This is a genomic window from Burkholderia sp. LK4, assembly GCF_001043615.1.
Classification (GTDB): Bacteria; Pseudomonadota; Gammaproteobacteria; order Burkholderiales; family Burkholderiaceae; genus Burkholderia; species Burkholderia cepacia.
This window is the reverse complement of record NZ_LDUL01000063.1, coordinates 39,573-57,923: the sequence shown is the minus strand read 5'-3', so window position 1 is coordinate 57,923 and position 18,351 is coordinate 39,573. Positions and strand designations below refer to the sequence as shown.

Below are 18,351 nucleotides of genomic sequence, written 5' to 3'. Positions count from 1 at the left end.
CCTCTATTTTAGCCGCAAGCGGCGGGCCGGTCCGGTGGGCGGAAACCCGCAGCGCGGACGTGAAAAAGCCCGCCGGAGGCGGGCTTTTCCTGGTCGGGCGATGTGCCGGTCAGTGATGCGTCGTTTCGACCTGCTGCATCGGGGCCGTATCGACCGGCGGCAGTGCCTTGCGTTCGCGCGGCACGCGAGCCGGGCGCGGGAGTCGCGACGCGGCTTCCTGCGCGGCGGCGAACTTGTCGGCGTCCGTGTTCACCCAGACGAGACCGGCCTGCTCCAGCACGACATCCAGGCTCGCCGAAGCGGGCGCGGCTGCCGGTTGTGCGGAAACCGGTGCCGGTGCCGGTGCTGCGACGGCCTCGACCGGCGCAGCTTCGACCGGTGCCGGCTCGACAGCCGCCGGAGCGGCTTCGATCGCCACGGCCGGCGCGGCTTGTTCGACGGGCGCGGACTGCGGTGCTTCGACCGCGGCAGGCGCTGCCGGCACTTCGAATGCGTCCGTTGGCGAAACCGCGACCGGGGCCGGACCGGCTTCCGTTTCGACGGCCGGTGCGACCGGAGCCGGTTCTGCCGCGTGGGCAACAACCGCCGGTTCGACCGGAGCCGCTTCGACGTGTACCGGTGCCGGCTGCGGCTCGACAGCGGCCGGCGCGACCGGTTCGGCGTGGTGCTCGACCGCTGCTTCGGCGACGACGGCGCCTGCCGCAGCCGCGGCGACGACGACTGCCGGTGCGGCCGTGTGGGCCGGTTCGGCAGCAGCCGGTGCTTCCGGCGTCACGGCTTGTACGGCGGCTTCGCCATCTGCGCCTTGCTCGGCGTGGTCGACGACTGCGCCGTCTTCCTCGCGCTCGCGGCGACCGCCGCGGCGGCCGCGACGGCGACGGCGACGTTCCTCGCCATCACGCGCGCCGGCTTCCGCGTCGGCTGCCGGCTCGGCACCGGGCAGGGCCTCGGCGACGGCCTTGTCGGCTTCCGGTTCCGGATGGGTTTCGCCACGGTTGACCGTTTCGAGCGTAGCCGCATGCTGGGTCGGCTTGCGGCGCTCGCCGCGCTCGCGACGTTCCTGGCGCTCGCCACGGCTTGCGGCTTCGACGCCTTCCGGCTGCTCGGCACGCTCGCGCGGTTCGCGGTTCTCGCGCGGCTCGCGGCTTTCACGCGGCTCGCGGCCTTCGCGCGGGCCACGGCCCTCGCGACCTTCGCGACCCTCACGGCCTTCGCGGATCTCGCGACCTTCACGCGGCTCACGGCCCTCGCGTGGTTCGCGGTTCTCGCGCGGCTCACGTGCTTCACGCACTTCCTTGCCTTCGCGCTCCTGGCGTTGCTGCTGGCCGCGGCCTGCAGCAGCCTGGTCGCGTCCGCCTTGTGCCTGCTGGGTGCCGCCGCGACGGTTGCGGTTGCGATCGCCGCCGCGTTCGCCGCGTTGCTCGGACTTCTCGGCGCGTTCGCCGCGAGCCGGACGGGCTGCCTGCTCCTTCGCCGGTGCCGGGGCGACCGGTGCGGGCGCCGGAGCCGGCGCCACGCCGAACAGGCCCTTCAGCCAGCCGATGAAACCGCCGCTTGCCGGCGCGACGGGCGCGGGCGCGGCAACGGGTTCGACCGGACGCTGCGGTGCCGGGCTCGGTGCCGGACGCTCGGGCGTGATGCCCTTGACCGCGGCTTCCTGCTTCGGCTTCACTTCCGCCGCACGCTTGCTGTAGCCGGTTTCCGACTCGAGCTCGCGGGCCGCTTCCTCGGCCATCTTCCAGGACGCGCGCGGATCGTCGAGGCGCGCGTCGTCGTGACGCAGGCGCTCGAGCTTGTAGTGCGGCGTATCGAGGTGCTTGTTCGGGATCAGCACGATGCCGACCTTGAAGCGCGACTCGATCTTGTTGATTTCCTGACGCTTTTCGTTCAGCAGGAAGGCGGTCACCTCGACCGGCACCTGGCAGTGGATCGCCGCGGTGTTTTCCTTCATCGCTTCTTCCTGAATGATCCGCAGGACCTGCAGCGCGGACGATTCGGTATCGCGGATGTGGCCGGTGCCGTTACAACGCGGGCAGGTCACATGGCTGCCTTCCGACAGGGCCGGACGCAGGCGCTGGCGCGACAGTTCCATCAGGCCGAAACGGGAGATCTTGCCCATCTGGACGCGCGCGCGGTCATGCTTGAGCGCGTCTTTCAGGCGCTGCTCGACTTCGCGCTGGCTCTTCGCCGATTCCATGTCGATGAAATCGATCACGATCAGGCCGCCGAGGTCGCGCAGGCGGAGCTGGCGGGCGACTTCGTCGGCCGCTTCGAGGTTCGTGCGGGTCGCCGTTTCCTCGATGTCCGCGCCCTTGGTCGCGCGCGCCGAGTTCACGTCGATCGCGACGAGCGCTTCGGTGTGGTCGATCACGATTGCGCCGCCCGACGGCAGCGGCACCGTACGCGAGTACGCGGTCTCGATCTGGTGCTCGATCTGGAAGCGGGAGAACAGCGGCACGTCGTCGTGGTAGCGCTTCACCTTCGCGACGTTGTCCGGCATCACGATATCCATGAATGCGCGGGCCTGATCGTGGATCTCGTTCGTATCGATCAGGATTTCGCCGATATCGGGCTGGAAATAGTCCCGGATCGCGCGGATCACGAGGCTCGATTCCAGGTAGATCAGCATCGGCTGGCCGGCGTTGCCGCTTTGCGACGCCGCTTCGATCGCGCGCCACAGTTGCAGCAGGTAGTTCAGGTCCCACTGCAGTTCCTCGGCGCTGCGGCCGATGCCCGCAGTACGGGCGATCATGCTCATGCCGTCCGGAATCTGCAGTTGCGCCATCGTTTCGCGCAGTTCCTGACGCTCGTCGCCTTCGATCCGGCGCGACACGCCGCCGCCGCGCGGGTTGTTCGGCATCAGCACCAGGTAGCGGCCGGCGAGCGAGATGAAGGTGGTGAGGGCGGCGCCCTTGTTGCCGCGCTCTTCCTTCTCGACCTGGACGATCAGTTCCTGGCCTTCGCGCAGTGCATCCTGGATGCGCGCGGAGCGCATGTCGATGCCTTCCTTGAAGTACTGGCGGGCGACTTCCTTGAACGGCAGGAACCCGTGGCGGTCTTCGCCGTAATTGACGAAGCACGCTTCGAGCGACGGCTCGATGCGGGTGATGACACCTTTGTAGATATTGCCTTTGCGCTGTTCGCGCCCGGCGGTTTCGATGTCGATGTCGATGAGCTTCTGCCCATCGACGATGGCGACGCGCAGCTCCTCCTGCTGCGTCGCATTGAACAGCATGCGTTTCATGAACGGCTCCAGGCGGCTCCGCTGCCGGCGCCTCGCGGTTGTCAGTCGCGAGGGCGGGAACGACGGCAGGCCGCACCTTGTTGTGTTGTCACAAGCACGCTGGAGCGGGAACGATGGCGGGGAGAATTGCCTGAAGAGGCGCTTGGGCCCCGAAAGACGGGGCCGGCGGCCGTAGGGCACCTGCGAATACGGCTTCAAAGCACGGCGTTCACACACCGCACGCTGCAAAAGCGCGCTAAGCCTGTCCGGGCATTGCCACGGGCGCGCGCAATGCGTCGCGCGCGCCGACGGGCGGCAGATGCTGCGGCTTGGGCCGCAGCGGGGAGTATCGAATCCAGCCCGACTTTCCCGCTTGGGGTGTACTTCCCTGGTTTGACGTCGCCAAGTCCCGCACGCTTCGCGGAACCAAATCGGGCGCAACGCCGTAATTTTCGCAACCGGCAGCTTGCGGACGCACTTCGCGCCGTCGGGCTGCCGATCAAATTCTTTTCAACCAACTTTCCGTTACCGCGGCGCCTTGCCGACCGAATCCGCCTGTGGGCGCGATCCTTGCCGACGGGCGGCGCCGTGCGTGCAACTTGCTGCATCTCTTTGATTAGGGGCGAGCAGCGGACCCCCGGCGCAAGTAAAATAGCGGTTTGCGCTTGCGCCTTGCCCGATTCAGCCGGGGCCGGCCGATCAGGCCACCCACAACGTCAGGCTGGGCAAAATTATATTCAGTATGAATGAGTTAGGCAAAATATCCCAGAATTCGGTCGCAAGCGGCCAGGTATCGATGATCGAGATCGACGAAAACTCGGCCGGTCAGCGGATCGACAACTTCCTGTTGCGCGTCTGTAAAGGCGTGCCCAAAAGCCATATTTACCGGATCCTGCGCAGCGGCGAAGTGCGTGTGAACAAGGGCCGGATCGACGCGCAGTACCGCCTCGAACTGGGCGACCTCGTCCGCGTGCCGCCGGTGCGCGTCGCGGCGGCCGACCTCGCGCGCGCCGACACGCCCGTCGTGCCGCCCGCGAATTTCCACGTGCTGTACGAGGACGACGCGATGCTCGTCATCGACAAGCCGGCGGGGGTCGCGGTCCATGGTGGCAGCGGCGTCGCGTTCGGCGTGATCGAGCAGATGCGCCAGGCGCGCCCGCGCGCGAAGTTCCTCGAACTCGTGCACCGGCTTGACCGCGAGACGTCCGGGATCCTGATGCTCGCGAAGAAGCGCACGGCGCTCGTCGGCCTGCACGAGCAGATTCGCGAGAACCGGATGGACAAGCGCTACTTCGCGTGCGCGCACGGCGAATGGCAGCCCGACTGGGGCCGGCGCCGCGCGGTGAAGGCACCGCTGTTCAAGTATTCGACCCCGGAAGGGGAGCGCCGCGTGCGGGTGCAGGACGACGGGCTGCCGTCGCATACGGTGTTCAACCTCGTCGACCGCTGGCCGGACTACGCTCTCGTCGAAGCGGAACTCAAAACGGGTCGGACCCATCAGATTCGGGTGCACCTCGCGCATCTCGGCCTGCCGATCGCCGGCGACGCCAAGTATGGCGATTTCGCACTGAACAAGGCGCTGGCGCGCGCGAATGCGCAGCCGTCGCTGAAACGGATGTTCCTGCATGCGCACCGGCTGAAGCTCGCCCACCCGCTGACCGGCGAGGCGCTGCAGTTCGACGCGCCGTTGCCGGACGAATGCCGGCGCTTCCTCGACCAACTCAGCGCATTGCGCGATACCGCCTGAACCTGAACCGCATGGCTCGACAGCAATTTGACCTGATCGTCTTCGACTGGGACGGCACGCTGATGGATTCGACTGCGCACATCGCGCACAGCATCCAGGCCGCATGCCGCGATCTCGGCCTGCCCACGCCGTCCGACGAGGCGTCGCGCTACGTGATCGGCCTCGGCCTGCGCGACGCGCTGCAGATTACCGCTCCGACCCTCGATCCGTCCGACTATTCGCGGCTCGCCGAGCGCTACCGCTATCATTATCTGCTCGACGACCAGCGCATCGAGCTGTTCGCCGGCGTGCGCGAACTGCTCGCCGAGCTGCGCGACACCGGTTATCTGCTCGCCGTGGCAACCGGCAAGGGCCGGGTCGGGTTGAATCGCGTGCTCGACCAGTCGAAGCTGACGAGCCTGTTCGATGCGACGCGCTGCGCGGACGAGACTTTCTCGAAACCCCATCCGGCGATGCTGCACGAGTTGTCCCGGGAACTGGGGCAGGATCTTTCCCGCACCGTGATGATCGGCGACACGACGCACGACCTGCAGATGGCCGCGAGTGCCGGGGCAGCCGGCGTCGGTGTCGCATACGGTGCGCACACGGCCGATGCGCTGGCTGCGCTCACGCCGCGCTTCGTCGCGCCGGACGTCGAGGCGCTGGCCGCGTGGTTGCGGGAGCACGCATGAGCGCGGCGCCGGATGCGATGCGCGTGTGTGCATCGGATGCCCTGGCCGACGGCGGTGCCGGCGTGCGCGTCGACGCGACGCTGCGCGGCGAGCAGGCCGTCGTGTTCTTCGTGCGCTACGAGGGGCGCGCATACGGTTACCTGAACCGCTGCGCGCATGTGCCGATGGAGCTCGACTGGGCCGAAGGCCAGTTCTTCGAATCGTCGGGCCTCTACCTGATGTGCGCGACGCATGGCGCGATCTACGAGCCGAACACCGGCAAGTGCGTCGGCGGCCCGTGCCGCGGCGGCCGGCTGCGGCCGGTCGAGGTCGACGAGCGCGACACGGCCGACGGGCGTGCGGTATTCTGGGTGCCCGACGCCGACCTGCGTCCCGCCGTTTCCGCCAAGACCGACTGACGACAATACCGCATGGCCGACCAACCGAATTCCCCGGAATCCTCCTCCCGTCCCGACAGCCGTGAACCGAACTGGGAGCGTGCGGCGCTCGAGCGGATCGCGCTTGCGGCCGTCAAGGAGCAGCGCGCGGCACGGCGCTGGAAGATCTTCTTCCGCTTCGCGTTCCTCGGCGTGTTCGTGCTGCTTGCGTTCGCGCTGATCGATTTCTCGAGCGATGCGAAGTTCTCGGCGAGCGGGCGGCATACGGCGCTCGTGACGATCGACGGCGAGATCGCCGCCGGCGTCAACGCGAACGCCGACGACATCAACACGGCGCTCGACGCCGCGTTCGACGACGACGGTACGGCCGGCGTCGTGCTGCGGATCAACAGCCCGGGCGGCAGCCCGGTGCAGGCCGGGATGGTCTACGACGAGATCCGGCGGCTGCGTGCGAAGCATCCGGACAAGCCGCTGTACGTCGTCGTGACCGACATGTGCGCATCGGGAGGCTATTACATCGCGTCCGCGGCCGACAAGATCTTCGTCGACAAGGCGAGCATCGTCGGGTCGATCGGCGTGCTGATGGACGGGTTCGGCTTTACCGGCCTGATGGGCAAGCTCGGCGTCGAGCGGCGCCTGCATACGTCAGGTGAAAACAAGGGCTTCTACGATCCGTTCTCGCCGGAGACGCCGAAGATGGACGCGCACGCGCAGGCGTTGCTCGACCAGGTGCACGCGCAGTTCATCAAGGCAGTGAAGGATGGCCGCGGCAAGCGGCTGCACGAGACGCCCGACATGTTCTCGGGCCTGTTCTGGACCGGCGAGAAGAGCGTCGAGCTCGGGCTCGCCGACGGCTTCGGCACGACCGACACGGTCGCGCGCGACGTGCTGAAGGCGCCCGATCTCGTCGACTATACGGTGAAGGAAAGCCTGACGAACCGCGTCGCGCGCAAGTTCGGCGCGGCCGTCGGCGGCGCCGCGATGAAGGCGCTGACGGCCGGCGGCGCGGCGGTCAGCCTGCGCTGACGGAAGCGGGCGGGCCGCGATGGCCCGCCGATCGGCTGCCGGGCAGCCACCGGTCGCGGCTTCAGTTCGCCAGCAGCAGGAAGATCGCAGGGCGCTTGTGCAGATTCGGCGCAGGCGCCTTTTTCCAGTCCGTTACGGTGCGGCTCGCGATCGTCTCGGTCGCGAGGGTCAGGTCGGCCGCGACGCAGATCTGCGTGGACGGTGCGCAGGTCGCGACGAGCGTGTCGAGCATCGCCTGATTCCGGTACGGCGTTTCGATGAAGATCTGCGTCTGGCGCGCCTTGCGTGACAGCTGCTCGAGTTCGCGCAGGCGTTTCGCGCGCGCGGCCGCGTCGACCGGCAGGTAGCCGTTGAACGCGAAGCTCTGGCCGTTCAGGCCCGATGCCATCAGCGCGAGCAGGATCGAGCTCGGCCCGACGAGCGGCACGACCTTCACGCCGCGCTCGTGTGCGCGGCGCACCAGCAAGGCGCCGGGATCGGCGACGGCCGGGCAGCCGGCTTCGGATACGAGACCGGCATCCGCGCCGGCCAGCACGGGTGCGAGCAGCCGGTCGATCTGGCCGGCCGGCGTGTTGACGTTCAGTTCGCTGATCTCGATTTCCTGGATCGGGCGCGTCGTGCCGATCTTCTTCAGAAACGCGCGCGTCGTCTTCGCGTTCTCGCCGATGTAATAGCCGAGCGTGCCGGCGCGTGCCTGCACGGCCGCGGGCAGGACCGCCGCGAGCATCGATTCGTCGCCTTCGCCGAGCGTGTTCGGAACGAGATAGAGCGTGCCGGCCGTCATGCGCGGTCTCCACGGGTGGTTGCAAACAGTGGATATTCGGCGGCGCGCAGCATCCGTGTGAGCGCGACCAGCGGCAGGCCGACGAGTGCCGTCGGGTCGTTCGAGTCGATCGCGTCGAGCAGCGCGATGCCGAGCCCTTCCGACTTGGCGCTGCCGGCGACGTCGTACGGCGTTTCCGCGCGCAGGTACGCATCGAGTTCGGCCTCGGGCAGCGAGCGGAAACGCACGCGCGTGACGACGTCCTCGACCTGCGCTTCGCCCGTGCGGCTGTCATACAGGCAGAGCGCGCTGTGGAATTCGACTTCGCGGCCCTGCATCGACACGAGTTGCGCGAGCGCGCGCTCATGCGTGCCGGGCTTGCCGATCTGGAGCCCGTCGAAGGTCGCGACCTGGTCGGACCCGATCACGAGCACGCCGTCGGGCGCGTCGATCGTCGCGGCGACGGCGCGCGCTTTCGCGCCTGCAAGGCGCAGTGCGGTCGCGGCCGGCGTCTCGCCGTCGTGCGGGGTTTCGTCGAGGTCGGGCGACACGACGTCGAAGGGGATGCCGAGGCGCTCGAGGAGCGCGCGGCGGTAGCGTGAACTGGAGGCAAGAATCAGCCGCGGCGGGCGGCAAACGGTATCCGGCATGGTCGGTGGGATCGGTGAGTCGTCGGGTGTTGCGCAGCGTTGCTGCGGACGCAAGCTTAAGTGATTGACTGCAAAAGGTAAAACAGGTATGCTTTCCCGCTTTTCGTCGGCAGGCTTCCGTTGTGGTGGCGCCTGCCGGGTCTTCGGAAGTAAAGTACGGTCACCCGTACGCGAGCGGCACCAAGTCGGATCCGCAAGTCAGCCTGTAGGCAGGAGCGCACATGAACACTTCTTCTGGCAAACCTGCTGCGGCGCCACTTGATCCGCATGCAGTCGACCTGTTCGAGTTCGCCCGCAGCGGGCGGCAGGCAGCAGGCGCGGTGCACCTCTCGCAACTGCCGCGCATGTTAAACGAAGTGCCTGCGGACGCGCCAGATCGCGACACGGTCTTCACATGGCAGGCGGAAGGGTTCACCCAGAAGGAGTTGCAGGACGACGGCGCCGACGGGCAGCAGCCGTATCTGCGCCTCGCGGTGCACGGTCATGCGTGGCTCACGTGCCAGCGCTGCATGACCCCGTACGACCAGACGTTCGACGTCGACATGACGTACCGGGTCGTCGCGACCGAAGAAGAAGCTGAAGAATTTCCGCTCGACGACGATGAAGCCGATGTGATCGTGGGCTCACGCCAGTTCGATCTCGTCGACTTGATCGAAGAGGAATTGCTGCTTTCGTTGCCGCTCGTGCCCAAGCACGAGGTTTGCCCGGCAGTTCACGAAAGCCTCGTGTCGGGTGCGAGCGGTCCCGCGGAAGAGACGGACGAGGAGTCCGACGAAGCCGGGGACGAAGGCAAACGGCCGAATCCGTTCGCAGCGCTGGAAGCGCTGAAGAAGGGCGGTGACGGCACCAAGAAACACTAAGCAGTTGTGGCGCGGGAAGGCGTAAAGGCTTTGGGCCAGGGTAGTTAAGCGCCGGATCGGGCTGTGTTAGAATCCGGAAAATTATTTAGGAGTTAGTCATGGCAGTCCAGCAAAACAAGAAGTCGCCGTCGAAGCGCGGCATGCATCGTTCGCACGATTTCCTGACGGCAGCGCCGCTGGCAGTCGAGCCGAGCACGGGTGAAGTGCACCTGCGTCACCACGTCAGCCCGAACGGCTACTACCGCGGCAAGAAAGTCGTCAAGACGAAGAACGACTAAGCGTCAAGTCACGCGTTGCGCGCTACGTTTGCCGTTCGCGTGACAACTGGTTCGCTTGACACTTTCCTGGCTCAACAAAAAGGCGGCATTCAACTGCCGCTTTTTTGTGCCTGAAATTCGTCGCATTCCATGACCGTAAAGCTCACAATCGATTGCATGGGAGGCGACCACGGCCCGTCCGTGACCGTTCCCGCGGCAGTCAAGTTCGTCCGCGCGCATCCCGATGCGCACCTGATGCTCGTCGGCATCGAAAGCGCGATCCGCGCTCAGCTGAAAAAGCTGAAAGCCCTCGACGATCCCGCGCTGACCATCGTTCCCGCCACCGAAGTCGTGGCGATGGACGATCCTGTCGAAGTGGCGCTGCGCAAGAAGAAGGATTCTTCGATGCGCGTCGCACTCAACCACGTCAAGGAAGGCGCGGCGCAGGCCTGCATCTCCGCCGGCAATACCGGCGCGCTGATGGCCGTTTCCCGTTACGTACTCAAGACGCTGCCCGGCATCGAGCGGCCCGCGATCGCGTTCGCGCTGCCGAACCCGACCGGCTACACGATGATGCTGGACCTCGGCGCGAACGTCGACTGCGAACCGCAGCACCTGCTGCAGTTCGCGGAAATGGGGCACGCGCTCGTGGCCGCGCTCGAAGGCAAGGAGCGCCCGACGATCGGCCTGCTGAACATCGGCGAAGAGGTCATCAAGGGCAACGAGACGATCAAGCGCGCAGGCGAACTGCTGCGCGCCAGCACGCTCAATTTCCGCGGCAACGTGGAAGGCAACGACATCTACAAGGGCACGGTCGACGTGATCGTGTGCGACGGCTTCGTCGGCAACGTCGCGCTGAAGACGTCCGAAGGGCTCGCGCAGATGCTGTCGGACATCATCCGCGAGGAGTTCGGCCGTTCGCTGATGTCGAAGCTGATGGCGCTGCTCGCGCTGCCTGTCCTGATGCGTTTCAAGAAGCGCGTCGATCACCGCCAGTACAACGGCGCGGCGCTGCTGGGGCTGAAGAGCCTCGTGATCAAGAGCCATGGTTCGGCCGATGCCTACGCGTTTGAGTGGGCAATCAAACGCGGGTATGATGCCGTCAAAAACGGCGTGCTGGAGCGCCTCACGCGTGCGATGGCGGATAATTCGGTGTCGCTCGGCGACGGCGAACACAACGCGGGCGGCGCGGGCCATGCAAGCCCCGCCGCAGGCCATCACGCCGAACCTTCCGCTGCGCAATCCTCTAAAGCATAAATGGCCCAATCGACTCTCTATTCCCGCGTGCTCGGCACGGGCAGCTACCTGCCGCCCGACCGCGTCACGAACCAGCAGTTGACCGATCGACTTGCGACGGAAGGCATCGAGACGAGCGATGAATGGATCGTTGCGCGCACGGGCATCCATGCGCGCCATTTCGCCGCACCGGACGTCACGACCAGCGACCTCGCGCTCGAGGCGTCGCGTCGCGCGATCGAGGCCGCCGGCATCGATCCGCAGTCGATCGACCTGATCATCGTCGCGACTTCGACCCCCGATTTCGTGTTCCCGAGCACCGCGTGCCTGCTGCAGAACAAGCTCGGCATCAAGAACGGCGGCGCGGCCTTCGACGTACAGGCCGTGTGTTCGGGCTTCGCGTACGCGATGGCGACCGCCGACAGCTTCATCCGCAGCGGCCAGCACCGCACCGCGCTCGTGGTGGGGGCGGAGACGTTCTCGCGCATTCTCGACTTCAAGGACCGCACGACCTGCGTGCTGTTCGGCGACGGCGCGGGCGCGGTGATCCTGTCCGCGTCGGAAGAGCCGGGCGTGCTCGGCAGCGCGCTGCACGCGGACGGCAGCTACTCGAACATCCTGTGCACGCCGGGCAACGTCAATCGCGGCGTGATCGACGGCAGCGCGTTCCTGCACATGGACGGGCAGGCCGTGTTCAAGCTCGCGGTCAACGTGCTCGAAAAGGTCGCGATCGAAGCGCTCGCGAAGGCGAATCTCGCGCCCGAGCAGATCGACTGGCTGATTCCGCACCAGGCCAACATCCGCATCATGACCAGCACCTGCCGCAAGCTCGGCCTGCCGCAGGAGCGCATGGTCGTGACGGTCGACCAGCACGGCAACACGTCGGCCGCGTCGATTCCGCTGGCGCTCGACGCCGCGGTGCGCGACGGTCGCATCCAGCGCGGCCAGCACGTGCTGATCGAAGGCGTCGGCGGCGGCTTCACCTGGGGCGCGTCGGTCTTCCGCTACTGATCCGCGGCGCGCGACTGCTGCGCGCGGATCCCACCGGCGCGCCATTCGTGCGCGCCGTCCGAATCGATTCAATTGGGGACGATATGAAATTTGCATTCGTATTTCCGGGGCAGGGCTCGCAGGCGGTCGGCATGCTCAACGCATTCGCCGATCTGGCCGTCGTGCGCGAGACGCTCCAGGAAGCGTCCGATGCACTCAATCAGGATCTCGGCAAGCTGATCGCCGAAGGCCCGGCCGAAGAGCTGAACCTCACCGCCAACACGCAGCCCGTGATGCTGACCGCGGCCTACGCGTGCTATCGCGCGTGGCAGCAGGCGGGTGGCCCGGCGCCGTCGATCGTCGCCGGACACAGCCTCGGCGAATACACGGCGCTCGTCGCTGCCGGCGCGCTCGCGTTCAAGGATGCCGTGCCGCTCGTGCGTTTTCGCGCGCAGGCGATGCAGACGGCCGTGCCGGTCGGCCAGGGCGGCATGGCCGCGATCCTGGGTCTCGATGACGACACGGTGCGTGCGGTATGCGCGGAAGCCGCGGAAGCGGGTGTCGTCGAGGCAGTGAACTTCAATGCACCTGCGCAGGTCGTTATCGCAGGCAACAAGGCCGCGGTCGAAAAGGCCTGCGAGATCGCGAAGGCGAAGGGCGCGAAGCGCGCGCTGCCGCTGCCGGTGTCGGCGCCGTTCCATTCGTCGCTGCTCAAGCCGGCGTCGGATCAGTTGCGCGACTACCTCGCGAACGTCGACGTGAAGGCGCCGCAGATTCCGGTCGTCAACAACATCGACGTCGCCGTGGTCAGCGATCCGGCCGCGATCAAGGACGCGCTGGTGCGCCAGGCCGCGGGCCCGGTGCGCTGGGTCGAGTGCGTGCAGCACATCGCAGGCACGGGCGTCACGCACGTGATCGAATGCGGTCCGGGCAAGGTGCTCGCCGGCCTGACGAAGCGCATCGACGGCAACCTGACGGGTGCGTCGGTGTTCGATCCGGCGTCGCTCGACGAAGCGCTCAAGCTGGTGACCGCCTGACGCGGCGCCTTTTCTCAAGAGACGGATATTCGATTCATGGACAAGACTCTCGATAAACAGGTTGCGATCGTTACCGGCGCATCGCGCGGCATCGGCCGTTCGATCGCGCTCGAACTCGCGCGCCTGGGCGCGACGGTGATCGGCACGGCGACGAGTGAGTCGGGCGCCGCTGCGATCACCGCGGCGTTCGCGGAAGCGGGCGTCACGGGTCGCGGTGCGGTGCTGAACGTCAACGACGCGGCAGCCGCCGAGGCGCTGATCGACGCGACGGTGAAGGAATTCGGCGCGCTGAACGTGCTCGTCAACAACGCGGGCATCACGCAGGACCAGCTCGCGATGCGGATGAAGGACGAAGACTGGGACGCGGTGATCGACACCAACCTGAAGTCGGTATTCCGCCTGTCGCGCGCGGTGCTGCGCCCGATGATGAAGGCGCGTGGCGGCCGCATCATCAACATCACGTCGGTGGTCGGCTCGGCCGGTAACCCGGGTCAGGTCAACTATGCAGCCGCGAAGGCGGGCGTCGCGGGCATGACCCGTGCGCTCGCACGTGAAATCGGCAGCCGCGGCATCACCGTGAACTGCGTGGCGCCCGGCTTCATCGACACCGACATGACGAAGACGCTGCCGGAAGAACAGCAGGCCGCGCTCAAGACCCAGATTCCGCTCGGCCGCCTCGGCAGCCCGGAAGACATTGCCCACGCCGTCGCGTTCCTCGCATCGCCGCAGGCCGGTTACATCACCGGTACGACGCTGCACGTGAACGGCGGCATGTACATGTCGTAACGATTTTCGTTTACCATCCGCGCCGTATCCCGTTTTTCAGGCGGATCGGCGCTTGATCGACCATCAAGCCAACGCGCGTTTTGGCGTCAGCAAACCTGATAAAATGCGCGCACTTGTAAATCTGAACTTTCCCTCGGAGGGGTAATGGACAACATCGAACAACGTGTCAAGAAGATCGTCGCTGAACAACTGGGCGTCGCGGAAGCCGAGATCAAGAACGAAGCTTCGTTCGTGAACGACCTGGGCGCCGACTCGCTCGACACCGTCGAACTGGTGATGGCTCTCGAAGACGAGTTCGGCATGGAAATCCCGGACGAAGAAGCAGAGAAGATCACGACCGTTCAGCAAGCGATCGACTACGCTCGCGCAAACGTCAAGGCGTAACAGGCGCCTTTCGCGCTTGTCCGCCACGTCGCCGCGATCTTCGCGATTGACGCGCCATCCTGCCGGCCTCGCGCCGGACGGACTAACAGCCACAGGGCTCGCAGGGCTGGTTCCTGTGGCCACTGTGGCTTTTGTTTTTGTCATCCAATAATGGAAAAGAGGTTACCGTGAGCCGCCGTCGTGTTGTTGTTACAGGCCTGGGGCTGATTTCGCCTGTTGGCAATAATGTTGCCGACGGCTGGGCCAATCTCGTCGCCGGCAAGTCCGGCATTGCCACCGTCACGAAGTTCGACCCGTCGAACCTCGCCGTCCATTTCGCGGGCGAAGTGAAGGGGTTCAGCGCCGAGGAGTACATCCCGGCGAAGGAAGCCCGGAACATGGATACGTTCATCCATTACGGCATCGCCGCCGGCGTCCAGGCCATCAAGGACAGCGGGCTGGAAGTGAACGAAGCCAATGCCGAACGCATCGGCGTGCTGGTCGGTTCCGGCATCGGCGGCCTGCCGATGATCGAAGATACGCACCAGACCTACGTCGATCGCGGCGCGCGCCGGATTTCGCCGTTCTTCGTGCCGGGTTCGATCATCAACATGATCTCGGGTCACCTGAGCATCATGTTCGGCCTGAAGGGCCCGAACCTCGCGGCCGTCACGGCCTGCACGACCGGCCTGCACAGCATCGGCCTCGCGGCGCGCCTGATCCAGGCCGGCGACGCCGACGTGATGGTCGCGGGCGGCGCCGAATCGACGGTGTCGCCGCTCGGCATCGGCGGTTTCGCGGCAGCGCGTGCGCTGTCGACCCGCAACGACGATCCGGCCACCGCGTCCCGACCGTGGGACAAGGACCGCGACGGCTTCGTGCTGGGCGAAGGTGCGGGCGTGATGGTGCTCGAGGAATACGAAGCGGCGAAGGCACGCGGTGCGAAGATCTACGCGGAAGTCTCGGGTTTCGGCATGACGGGCGATGCGTACCACATGACCGCGCCGAACATGGACGGCCCGCGCCGCTGCATGGTCGCGGCACTGCGCGACGCCGGCGTGAACGCGGACGAGGTCCAGTACCTGAACGCGCATGGCACGTCGACGCCGCTGGGCGACAAGAACGAATCCGACGCGGTGAAGGCGGCCTTCGGAGAGCATGCGTACAAGATCGTCGTGAACTCGACGAAGTCGATGACGGGCCACCTGCTGGGCGGCGCGGGCGGCCTCGAGTCGGTGTTCACGGTGCTCGCGCTGCACAACAACGTGTCGCCGCCGACCATCAACATCTTCAACCAGGACCCCGAGTGCGATCTCGATTACTGCGCGAACACCGCACGTGACATGAAGATCGACGTGGCCGTGAAGAACAACTTCGGCTTCGGCGGTACCAACGGCACGCTGGTGTTCAAGCGCGTCTGACGCCGCAGTCACTTGACGAGTCCATTCGATGCGCCGGCCGGGCGTCCGCAGCGCTTTGCGTTGCGGGCCTCGGCCGTGTCATATGTCGTGCTGGCCGCGTTCGTCGCGTCGGCCGCCGCGTCGGCCTACCTGTTCTGGGCGCCGCGCGCAGGCGCCGCCGCGGGCGCATGCGTGTCGGCCGTGACGGCCGCGCTGCTGGCCGTATGCGCCGCACGGGCCTGTGCCCGCCGGCTGCCGGCCGAGCTGCGGATCGACGCGTTCGGGGAAATCGCGGCGTTCGGCCGCACCGGGCGCCTGCTGGCCCGTGGCCGCGTGACGGGGCATGCGCACTGGAGCAGCCTGCTGCTGGTGCTGTCGGTCGGGCAGGGTGCCCGGCGAGCCCGGCCGCTGCTGATTCCGGCCGATGCGCTCGACGCCGCATCGTTCAGCGCGCTTTCCGTGCTGGCGAAGACGGCGGGCGCGGTGGGGCGGGCATGACGGCGGCGCGGTTACGTACCGTAACCAGCGTCCGGCGCGGGAACGTTACAATGACGCTCCGCGTTGCATCCCTAGTTAACGGATTTGTCAGGTGAGTGAAAAAGAAATCGATCAGGCTCTGGTCGAACGCGTACAGAAGGGCGACAAGGCGGCGTTCGAACTCCTGGTCTCCAAATACCACCGCAAGATCATTCGGCTGATCTCGCGCCTCGTGCGTGATCCCGCCGAGGTCGAGGATGTGGCCCAGGACGCGTTCATCAAGGCGTATCGTGCGCTGCCGCAATTCCGCGGCGAATCGGCGTTCTATACGTGGTTGTACCGAATTGCCGTCAACACGGCGAAGAACTACCTTGCGACGCAAGGCCGCCGGGCGCCGACCTCGACCGAGGCCGATGCGGAGGAAGCGGAAACTTTCTCCGACGCAGACCAACTAAGGGATATCAACACGCCTGAGTCGATGTTGATGAGCAAGCAGATTGCCGAGACGGTCAACGCTGCCATGGCTCTGCTGCCCGAGGAACTGCGCCAGGCAATTACGCTGCGCGAGATCGAGGGCCTGAGCTACGAAGAGATCGCGGAAATGATGGGCTGTCCGATCGGGACGGTCCGGTCGCGGATCTTCCGTGCACGCGAGGCAATCGCTGCCAAATTGCGTCCGCTGCTCGATACGCCCGAAGGCAAGCGCTGGTAAGCGCGACAGGCGGAGCGACGCGGGTCGGGGTCTAGTTACGGTTAGAGTCGTGAAGTCACGACGGGGTGTGCAAGATGGGGAGCATCATGGGGTCGGTCAATACGCAGTCGCAAGCGTGCTCGCGCGGCGAGCGCCTTTCCGCGCTGGTCGACGGCGAAATGTTCGATGGCCCGGACAACGGGCAGTTTCTGGCTGAGCTCAACCGCGCGGATCGCGCTGCGTGGGCCCATTACCACCTGATCGGCGATGCGCTGCGCTCGGACGAACTGGCGCTGTCGCCCGCGCTGAGCGTCGCGTTCACCGCGCGCATGTCGGCTGCGCTCGAAAGCGAGCCGCACCTGCTCGCGCCGGCGGCCGCGCCGGTCGCGCGCAAGCTGCTGTCGCTGCGCCGGCGCGTCGTGCCCGCGTTCGCGGTTGCCGCCGCGGCGGCCACGCTGACGTGGATCGTCGTCCCGCAAATGCAGACGGCCGGTGCCCCGGGCGCCGTCCAGGTCGCGTCGGCCGGTGCGCCGCAAGGCGGCAACCTGCAGCGCGTGACGGTTGCGCAGGCATCGGCCCAGCCGGGGCTGCAGGACGTCAACATCATCCGCGACGCCAGCCTCGACCAATACCTTGAAGCGCACCAGCAATTCGCGCAGCAGCCCGTCGTCACGGGTTCGATGCCGCTGATCCGCGCTGCCGTGACCACCACGCCAGGCCAATAAACCCGATGCGGACATTGCAGTTGAATCAAGCCATCTCCGGATGGAAGCGGCTGCCGGCCCTCCTGCTTTGCGCAGCCGCCCTGTTGTCCGTTCAATCCCTTCCTGCCAGCGCCCAGCAACCGGACGATCCCGTCGCGACCCGCAAGGGTGCCGCGGACTGGCTCGACCGCGTCCAGCAAGCGGCGCAGCAGCAGAGCTACGAAGGCACGTTCGTCTATCAGCGCGGCGGGTATGTGCAGTCGTCGCGCATTGCGCACGTCGCGTCCCGCGACGGCGAGTTCGAGCGCATCGAGACGCTCGACGGCAAGCCGCGCAAGCTGCTGCGCCACAACGACGAGCTGTACACGTTCGTACCCGAGCGCAAGCTGTGCGTGGTCGAGCGCCGTCAGACGCGCGACTCGTTCCCCGCGCTGCTCGGCGCGAGCGGCGAGCACGTGATGTCCGTCTACGACGCGAAGTCGCTCGGCAAGGATCGCGTCGCGGGGATCGACGCGCAGGTCGTCGAACTCGTGCCGAAGGACGCATACCGCTTCACGTACAAGCTGTGGGCCGACGCGCGCACGGGGCTGCTGCTGCGTTCGCAGACGCTCGACGCGAACGATCATGTGCTCGAGCAGATCGCTTTCTCGCAATTGCAGACGGGCGGCGCAAGCGGCGACAAGGCCGCGATCGCGGCCGGCATGCGCAACCTGAGCGGCTGGACGGTCGTACGCCCGCCGGTCGCGACGGTCGACATGGAAGCACAGGGCTGGCAACTCGCACCGAGTGTTGCCGGTTTCCAGAAGATTCGCGAAGTGCGCCGGCCGATGGCCGCGCGCGACGCGGGTGAGCCGCCGATTCCGGTCGATCAGGCCGTCTTCACCGATGGTCTCGCGACGATCTCGGTTTTCATCGAGCCGGCCGAAAAGAATACGCGCAAGGAAGGCGCGGGCAGCACCGGTGCAACGAACGTTCTCGTGAAGCGCCGCGGCGACTACTGGATCACCGTGCTCGGCGAAGTGCCGCCGGCGACGTTGCAGCAGTTCGCGTCTGCCATAGAATACAAGGCTTCCAAGTAACGCTACGGCTTCCG

The 18,351-nt window shown here is 66.6% G+C and carries 19 protein-coding genes; 16 read left to right on the top strand and 3 right to left on the bottom strand.

Annotation, left to right across the window (positions count from 1 at the left end; translation table 11 throughout):
- Window positions 1-109: 109 nt before the first annotated feature.
- Window positions 110-3,244: an Rne/Rng family ribonuclease gene (locus VK92_RS28585; RefSeq protein ID WP_048022958.1), complete on the bottom strand. Its 3,135-nt coding sequence runs from the start codon at window positions 3,242-3,244 to the stop codon at window positions 110-112.
- 721 nt (window positions 3,245-3,965) lie between these two features.
- Here VK92_RS28585 and VK92_RS28580 point away from each other — a divergent pair.
- From VK92_RS28580 to VK92_RS28565, 4 genes are read left to right on the top strand one after another with little or no spacing between them, the layout of a single operon-like run.
- Window positions 3,966-4,970 (top strand): RluA family pseudouridine synthase, encoded by a 1,005-nt coding sequence (locus VK92_RS28580; protein ID WP_048022960.1) that lies wholly within the window; start codon window positions 3,966-3,968, stop codon window positions 4,968-4,970.
- An 11-nt stretch (window positions 4,971-4,981) separates the two neighbouring features.
- Entirely contained in the window at window positions 4,982-5,641 is a 660-nt protein-coding gene (locus tag VK92_RS28575) for an HAD-IA family hydrolase (RefSeq protein ID WP_027788016.1), read from the top strand.
- Window positions 5,638-6,039: a Rieske (2Fe-2S) protein gene (locus tag VK92_RS28570; protein WP_048022961.1), complete on the top strand. Its 402-nt coding sequence runs from the start codon at window positions 5,638-5,640 to the stop codon at window positions 6,037-6,039. Before VK92_RS28575 ends, VK92_RS28570 begins: the two co-directional genes overlap by 4 nt.
- 12 nt (window positions 6,040-6,051) lie before the next feature.
- Window positions 6,052-7,044, top strand: a complete 993-nt coding sequence (locus VK92_RS28565) for a S49 family peptidase (protein ID WP_048022963.1) — start codon at window positions 6,052-6,054, stop codon at window positions 7,042-7,044.
- A 61-nt stretch (window positions 7,045-7,105) separates the two neighbouring features.
- On the opposite strand, the gene VK92_RS28560 is transcribed toward VK92_RS28565, so the two are convergent.
- Both VK92_RS28560 and VK92_RS28555 read right to left on the bottom strand, forming a co-directional pair.
- Window positions 7,106-7,828, bottom strand: coding sequence for an SAM-dependent methyltransferase (locus VK92_RS28560; protein WP_027788014.1), 723 nt, complete (start codon window positions 7,826-7,828; stop codon window positions 7,106-7,108).
- Entirely contained in the window at window positions 7,825-8,457 is a 633-nt protein-coding gene (locus VK92_RS28555; protein ID WP_048022964.1) for a Maf-like protein, read from the bottom strand. The genes VK92_RS28560 and VK92_RS28555 overlap by 4 nt, the downstream gene beginning before the upstream one ends.
- Window positions 8,458-8,678: 221 nt before the next feature.
- On the opposite strand from VK92_RS28555, the gene VK92_RS28550 reads away from it, so the two are divergent.
- From VK92_RS28550 to VK92_RS28495, 12 genes are all read left to right on the top strand, one after another.
- On the top strand, window positions 8,679-9,317 hold the full coding sequence (locus VK92_RS28550; RefSeq protein ID WP_021159702.1) for a DUF177 domain-containing protein: 639 nt from the start codon (window positions 8,679-8,681) through the stop codon (window positions 9,315-9,317).
- A gap of 98 nt (window positions 9,318-9,415) precedes the next feature.
- Window positions 9,416-9,595 carry a 50S ribosomal protein L32 gene (gene rpmF, locus VK92_RS28545; RefSeq protein WP_006051932.1) on the top strand — a complete coding sequence of 60 codons (180 nt, stop codon included), beginning with the start codon at window positions 9,416-9,418 and terminating at the stop codon, window positions 9,593-9,595.
- Between the two features lie 129 nt (window positions 9,596-9,724).
- Window positions 9,725-10,831: a phosphate acyltransferase PlsX gene (gene plsX, locus VK92_RS28540; protein ID WP_042975164.1), complete on the top strand. Its 1,107-nt coding sequence runs from the start codon at window positions 9,725-9,727 to the stop codon at window positions 10,829-10,831.
- On the top strand, window positions 10,832-11,821 hold the full coding sequence (locus tag VK92_RS28535; RefSeq protein ID WP_048022966.1) for a beta-ketoacyl-ACP synthase III: 990 nt from the start codon (window positions 10,832-10,834) through the stop codon (window positions 11,819-11,821). It begins immediately after the preceding gene.
- Window positions 11,822-11,904: 83 nt separating this feature from the next.
- Entirely contained in the window at window positions 11,905-12,837 is a 933-nt protein-coding gene (gene fabD, locus VK92_RS28530) for an ACP S-malonyltransferase (protein WP_042975162.1), read from the top strand.
- Between the two features lie 36 nt (window positions 12,838-12,873).
- The gene (fabG, locus tag VK92_RS28525) at window positions 12,874-13,623 is read left to right on the top strand and encodes a 3-oxoacyl-ACP reductase FabG (protein WP_006476504.1); all 750 of its coding nucleotides are present in this window, start codon (window positions 12,874-12,876) and stop codon (window positions 13,621-13,623) included.
- A 144-nt stretch (window positions 13,624-13,767) separates the two neighbouring features.
- Window positions 13,768-14,007 carry an acyl carrier protein gene (acpP, locus tag VK92_RS28520; RefSeq protein ID WP_004197638.1) on the top strand — a complete coding sequence of 80 codons (240 nt, stop codon included), beginning with the start codon at window positions 13,768-13,770 and terminating at the stop codon, window positions 14,005-14,007.
- 167 nt (window positions 14,008-14,174) lie between these two features.
- Window positions 14,175-15,407 (top strand): beta-ketoacyl-ACP synthase II, encoded by a 1,233-nt coding sequence (fabF, locus tag VK92_RS28515; RefSeq protein ID WP_031400020.1) that lies wholly within the window; start codon window positions 14,175-14,177, stop codon window positions 15,405-15,407.
- A 12-nt stretch (window positions 15,408-15,419) separates the two neighbouring features.
- Window positions 15,420-15,884 (top strand): hypothetical protein, encoded by a 465-nt coding sequence (locus VK92_RS28510; RefSeq protein WP_048022972.1) that lies wholly within the window; start codon window positions 15,420-15,422, stop codon window positions 15,882-15,884.
- A 91-nt stretch (window positions 15,885-15,975) separates the two neighbouring features.
- Complete coding sequence (gene rpoE, locus VK92_RS28505) at window positions 15,976-16,575, top strand: RNA polymerase sigma factor RpoE (protein ID WP_006490873.1); 600 nt, start codon at window positions 15,976-15,978, stop codon at window positions 16,573-16,575.
- Window positions 16,576-16,661: 86 nt separating this feature from the next.
- The gene (locus VK92_RS28500; protein WP_027788009.1) at window positions 16,662-17,279 is read left to right on the top strand and encodes a sigma-E factor negative regulatory protein; all 618 of its coding nucleotides are present in this window, start codon (window positions 16,662-16,664) and stop codon (window positions 17,277-17,279) included.
- A gap of 5 nt (window positions 17,280-17,284) precedes the next feature.
- Window positions 17,285-18,337, top strand: coding sequence for a MucB/RseB C-terminal domain-containing protein (locus tag VK92_RS28495; RefSeq protein WP_021159694.1), 1,053 nt, complete (start codon window positions 17,285-17,287; stop codon window positions 18,335-18,337).
- Window positions 18,338-18,351 lie beyond the last annotated feature (14 nt).

Bases quoted from the DNA above. Each gene is read 5' to 3' on its own strand.
- acpP (WP_004197638.1), top strand. From the start codon at position 13,768: ATGGACAACATCGAACAACGTGTCAAGAAGATCGTCGCTGAACAACTG.
- VK92_RS28535 (WP_048022966.1), top strand. From the start codon at position 10,832: ATGGCCCAATCGACTCTCTATTCCCGCGTGCTCGGCACGGGCAGCTAC.
- VK92_RS28570 (WP_048022961.1), top strand. From the start codon at position 5,638: ATGAGCGCGGCGCCGGATGCGATGCGCGTGTGTGCATCGGATGCCCTG.
- VK92_RS28585 (WP_048022958.1), bottom strand. From the start codon at position 3,244: ATGAAACGCATGCTGTTCAATGCGACGCAGCAGGAGGAGCTGCGCGTC.
- VK92_RS28550 (WP_021159702.1), top strand. From the start codon at position 8,679: ATGAACACTTCTTCTGGCAAACCTGCTGCGGCGCCACTTGATCCGCAT.
- fabD (WP_042975162.1), top strand. From the start codon at position 11,905: ATGAAATTTGCATTCGTATTTCCGGGGCAGGGCTCGCAGGCGGTCGGC.
- VK92_RS28580 (WP_048022960.1), top strand. From the start codon at position 3,966: ATGAATGAGTTAGGCAAAATATCCCAGAATTCGGTCGCAAGCGGCCAG.
- VK92_RS28565 (WP_048022963.1), top strand. From the start codon at position 6,052: ATGGCCGACCAACCGAATTCCCCGGAATCCTCCTCCCGTCCCGACAGC.
- VK92_RS28575 (WP_027788016.1), top strand. From the start codon at position 4,982: ATGGCTCGACAGCAATTTGACCTGATCGTCTTCGACTGGGACGGCACG.
- fabG (WP_006476504.1), top strand. From the start codon at position 12,874: ATGGACAAGACTCTCGATAAACAGGTTGCGATCGTTACCGGCGCATCG.
- plsX (WP_042975164.1), top strand. From the start codon at position 9,725: ATGACCGTAAAGCTCACAATCGATTGCATGGGAGGCGACCACGGCCCG.
- VK92_RS28500 (WP_027788009.1), top strand. From the start codon at position 16,662: ATGGGGTCGGTCAATACGCAGTCGCAAGCGTGCTCGCGCGGCGAGCGC.
- rpmF (WP_006051932.1), top strand. From the start codon at position 9,416: ATGGCAGTCCAGCAAAACAAGAAGTCGCCGTCGAAGCGCGGCATGCAT.
- VK92_RS28555 (WP_048022964.1), bottom strand. From the start codon at position 8,457: ATGCCGGATACCGTTTGCCGCCCGCCGCGGCTGATTCTTGCCTCCAGT.
- VK92_RS28560 (WP_027788014.1), bottom strand. From the start codon at position 7,828: ATGACGGCCGGCACGCTCTATCTCGTTCCGAACACGCTCGGCGAAGGC.
- VK92_RS28495 (WP_021159694.1), top strand. From the start codon at position 17,285: ATGCGGACATTGCAGTTGAATCAAGCCATCTCCGGATGGAAGCGGCTG.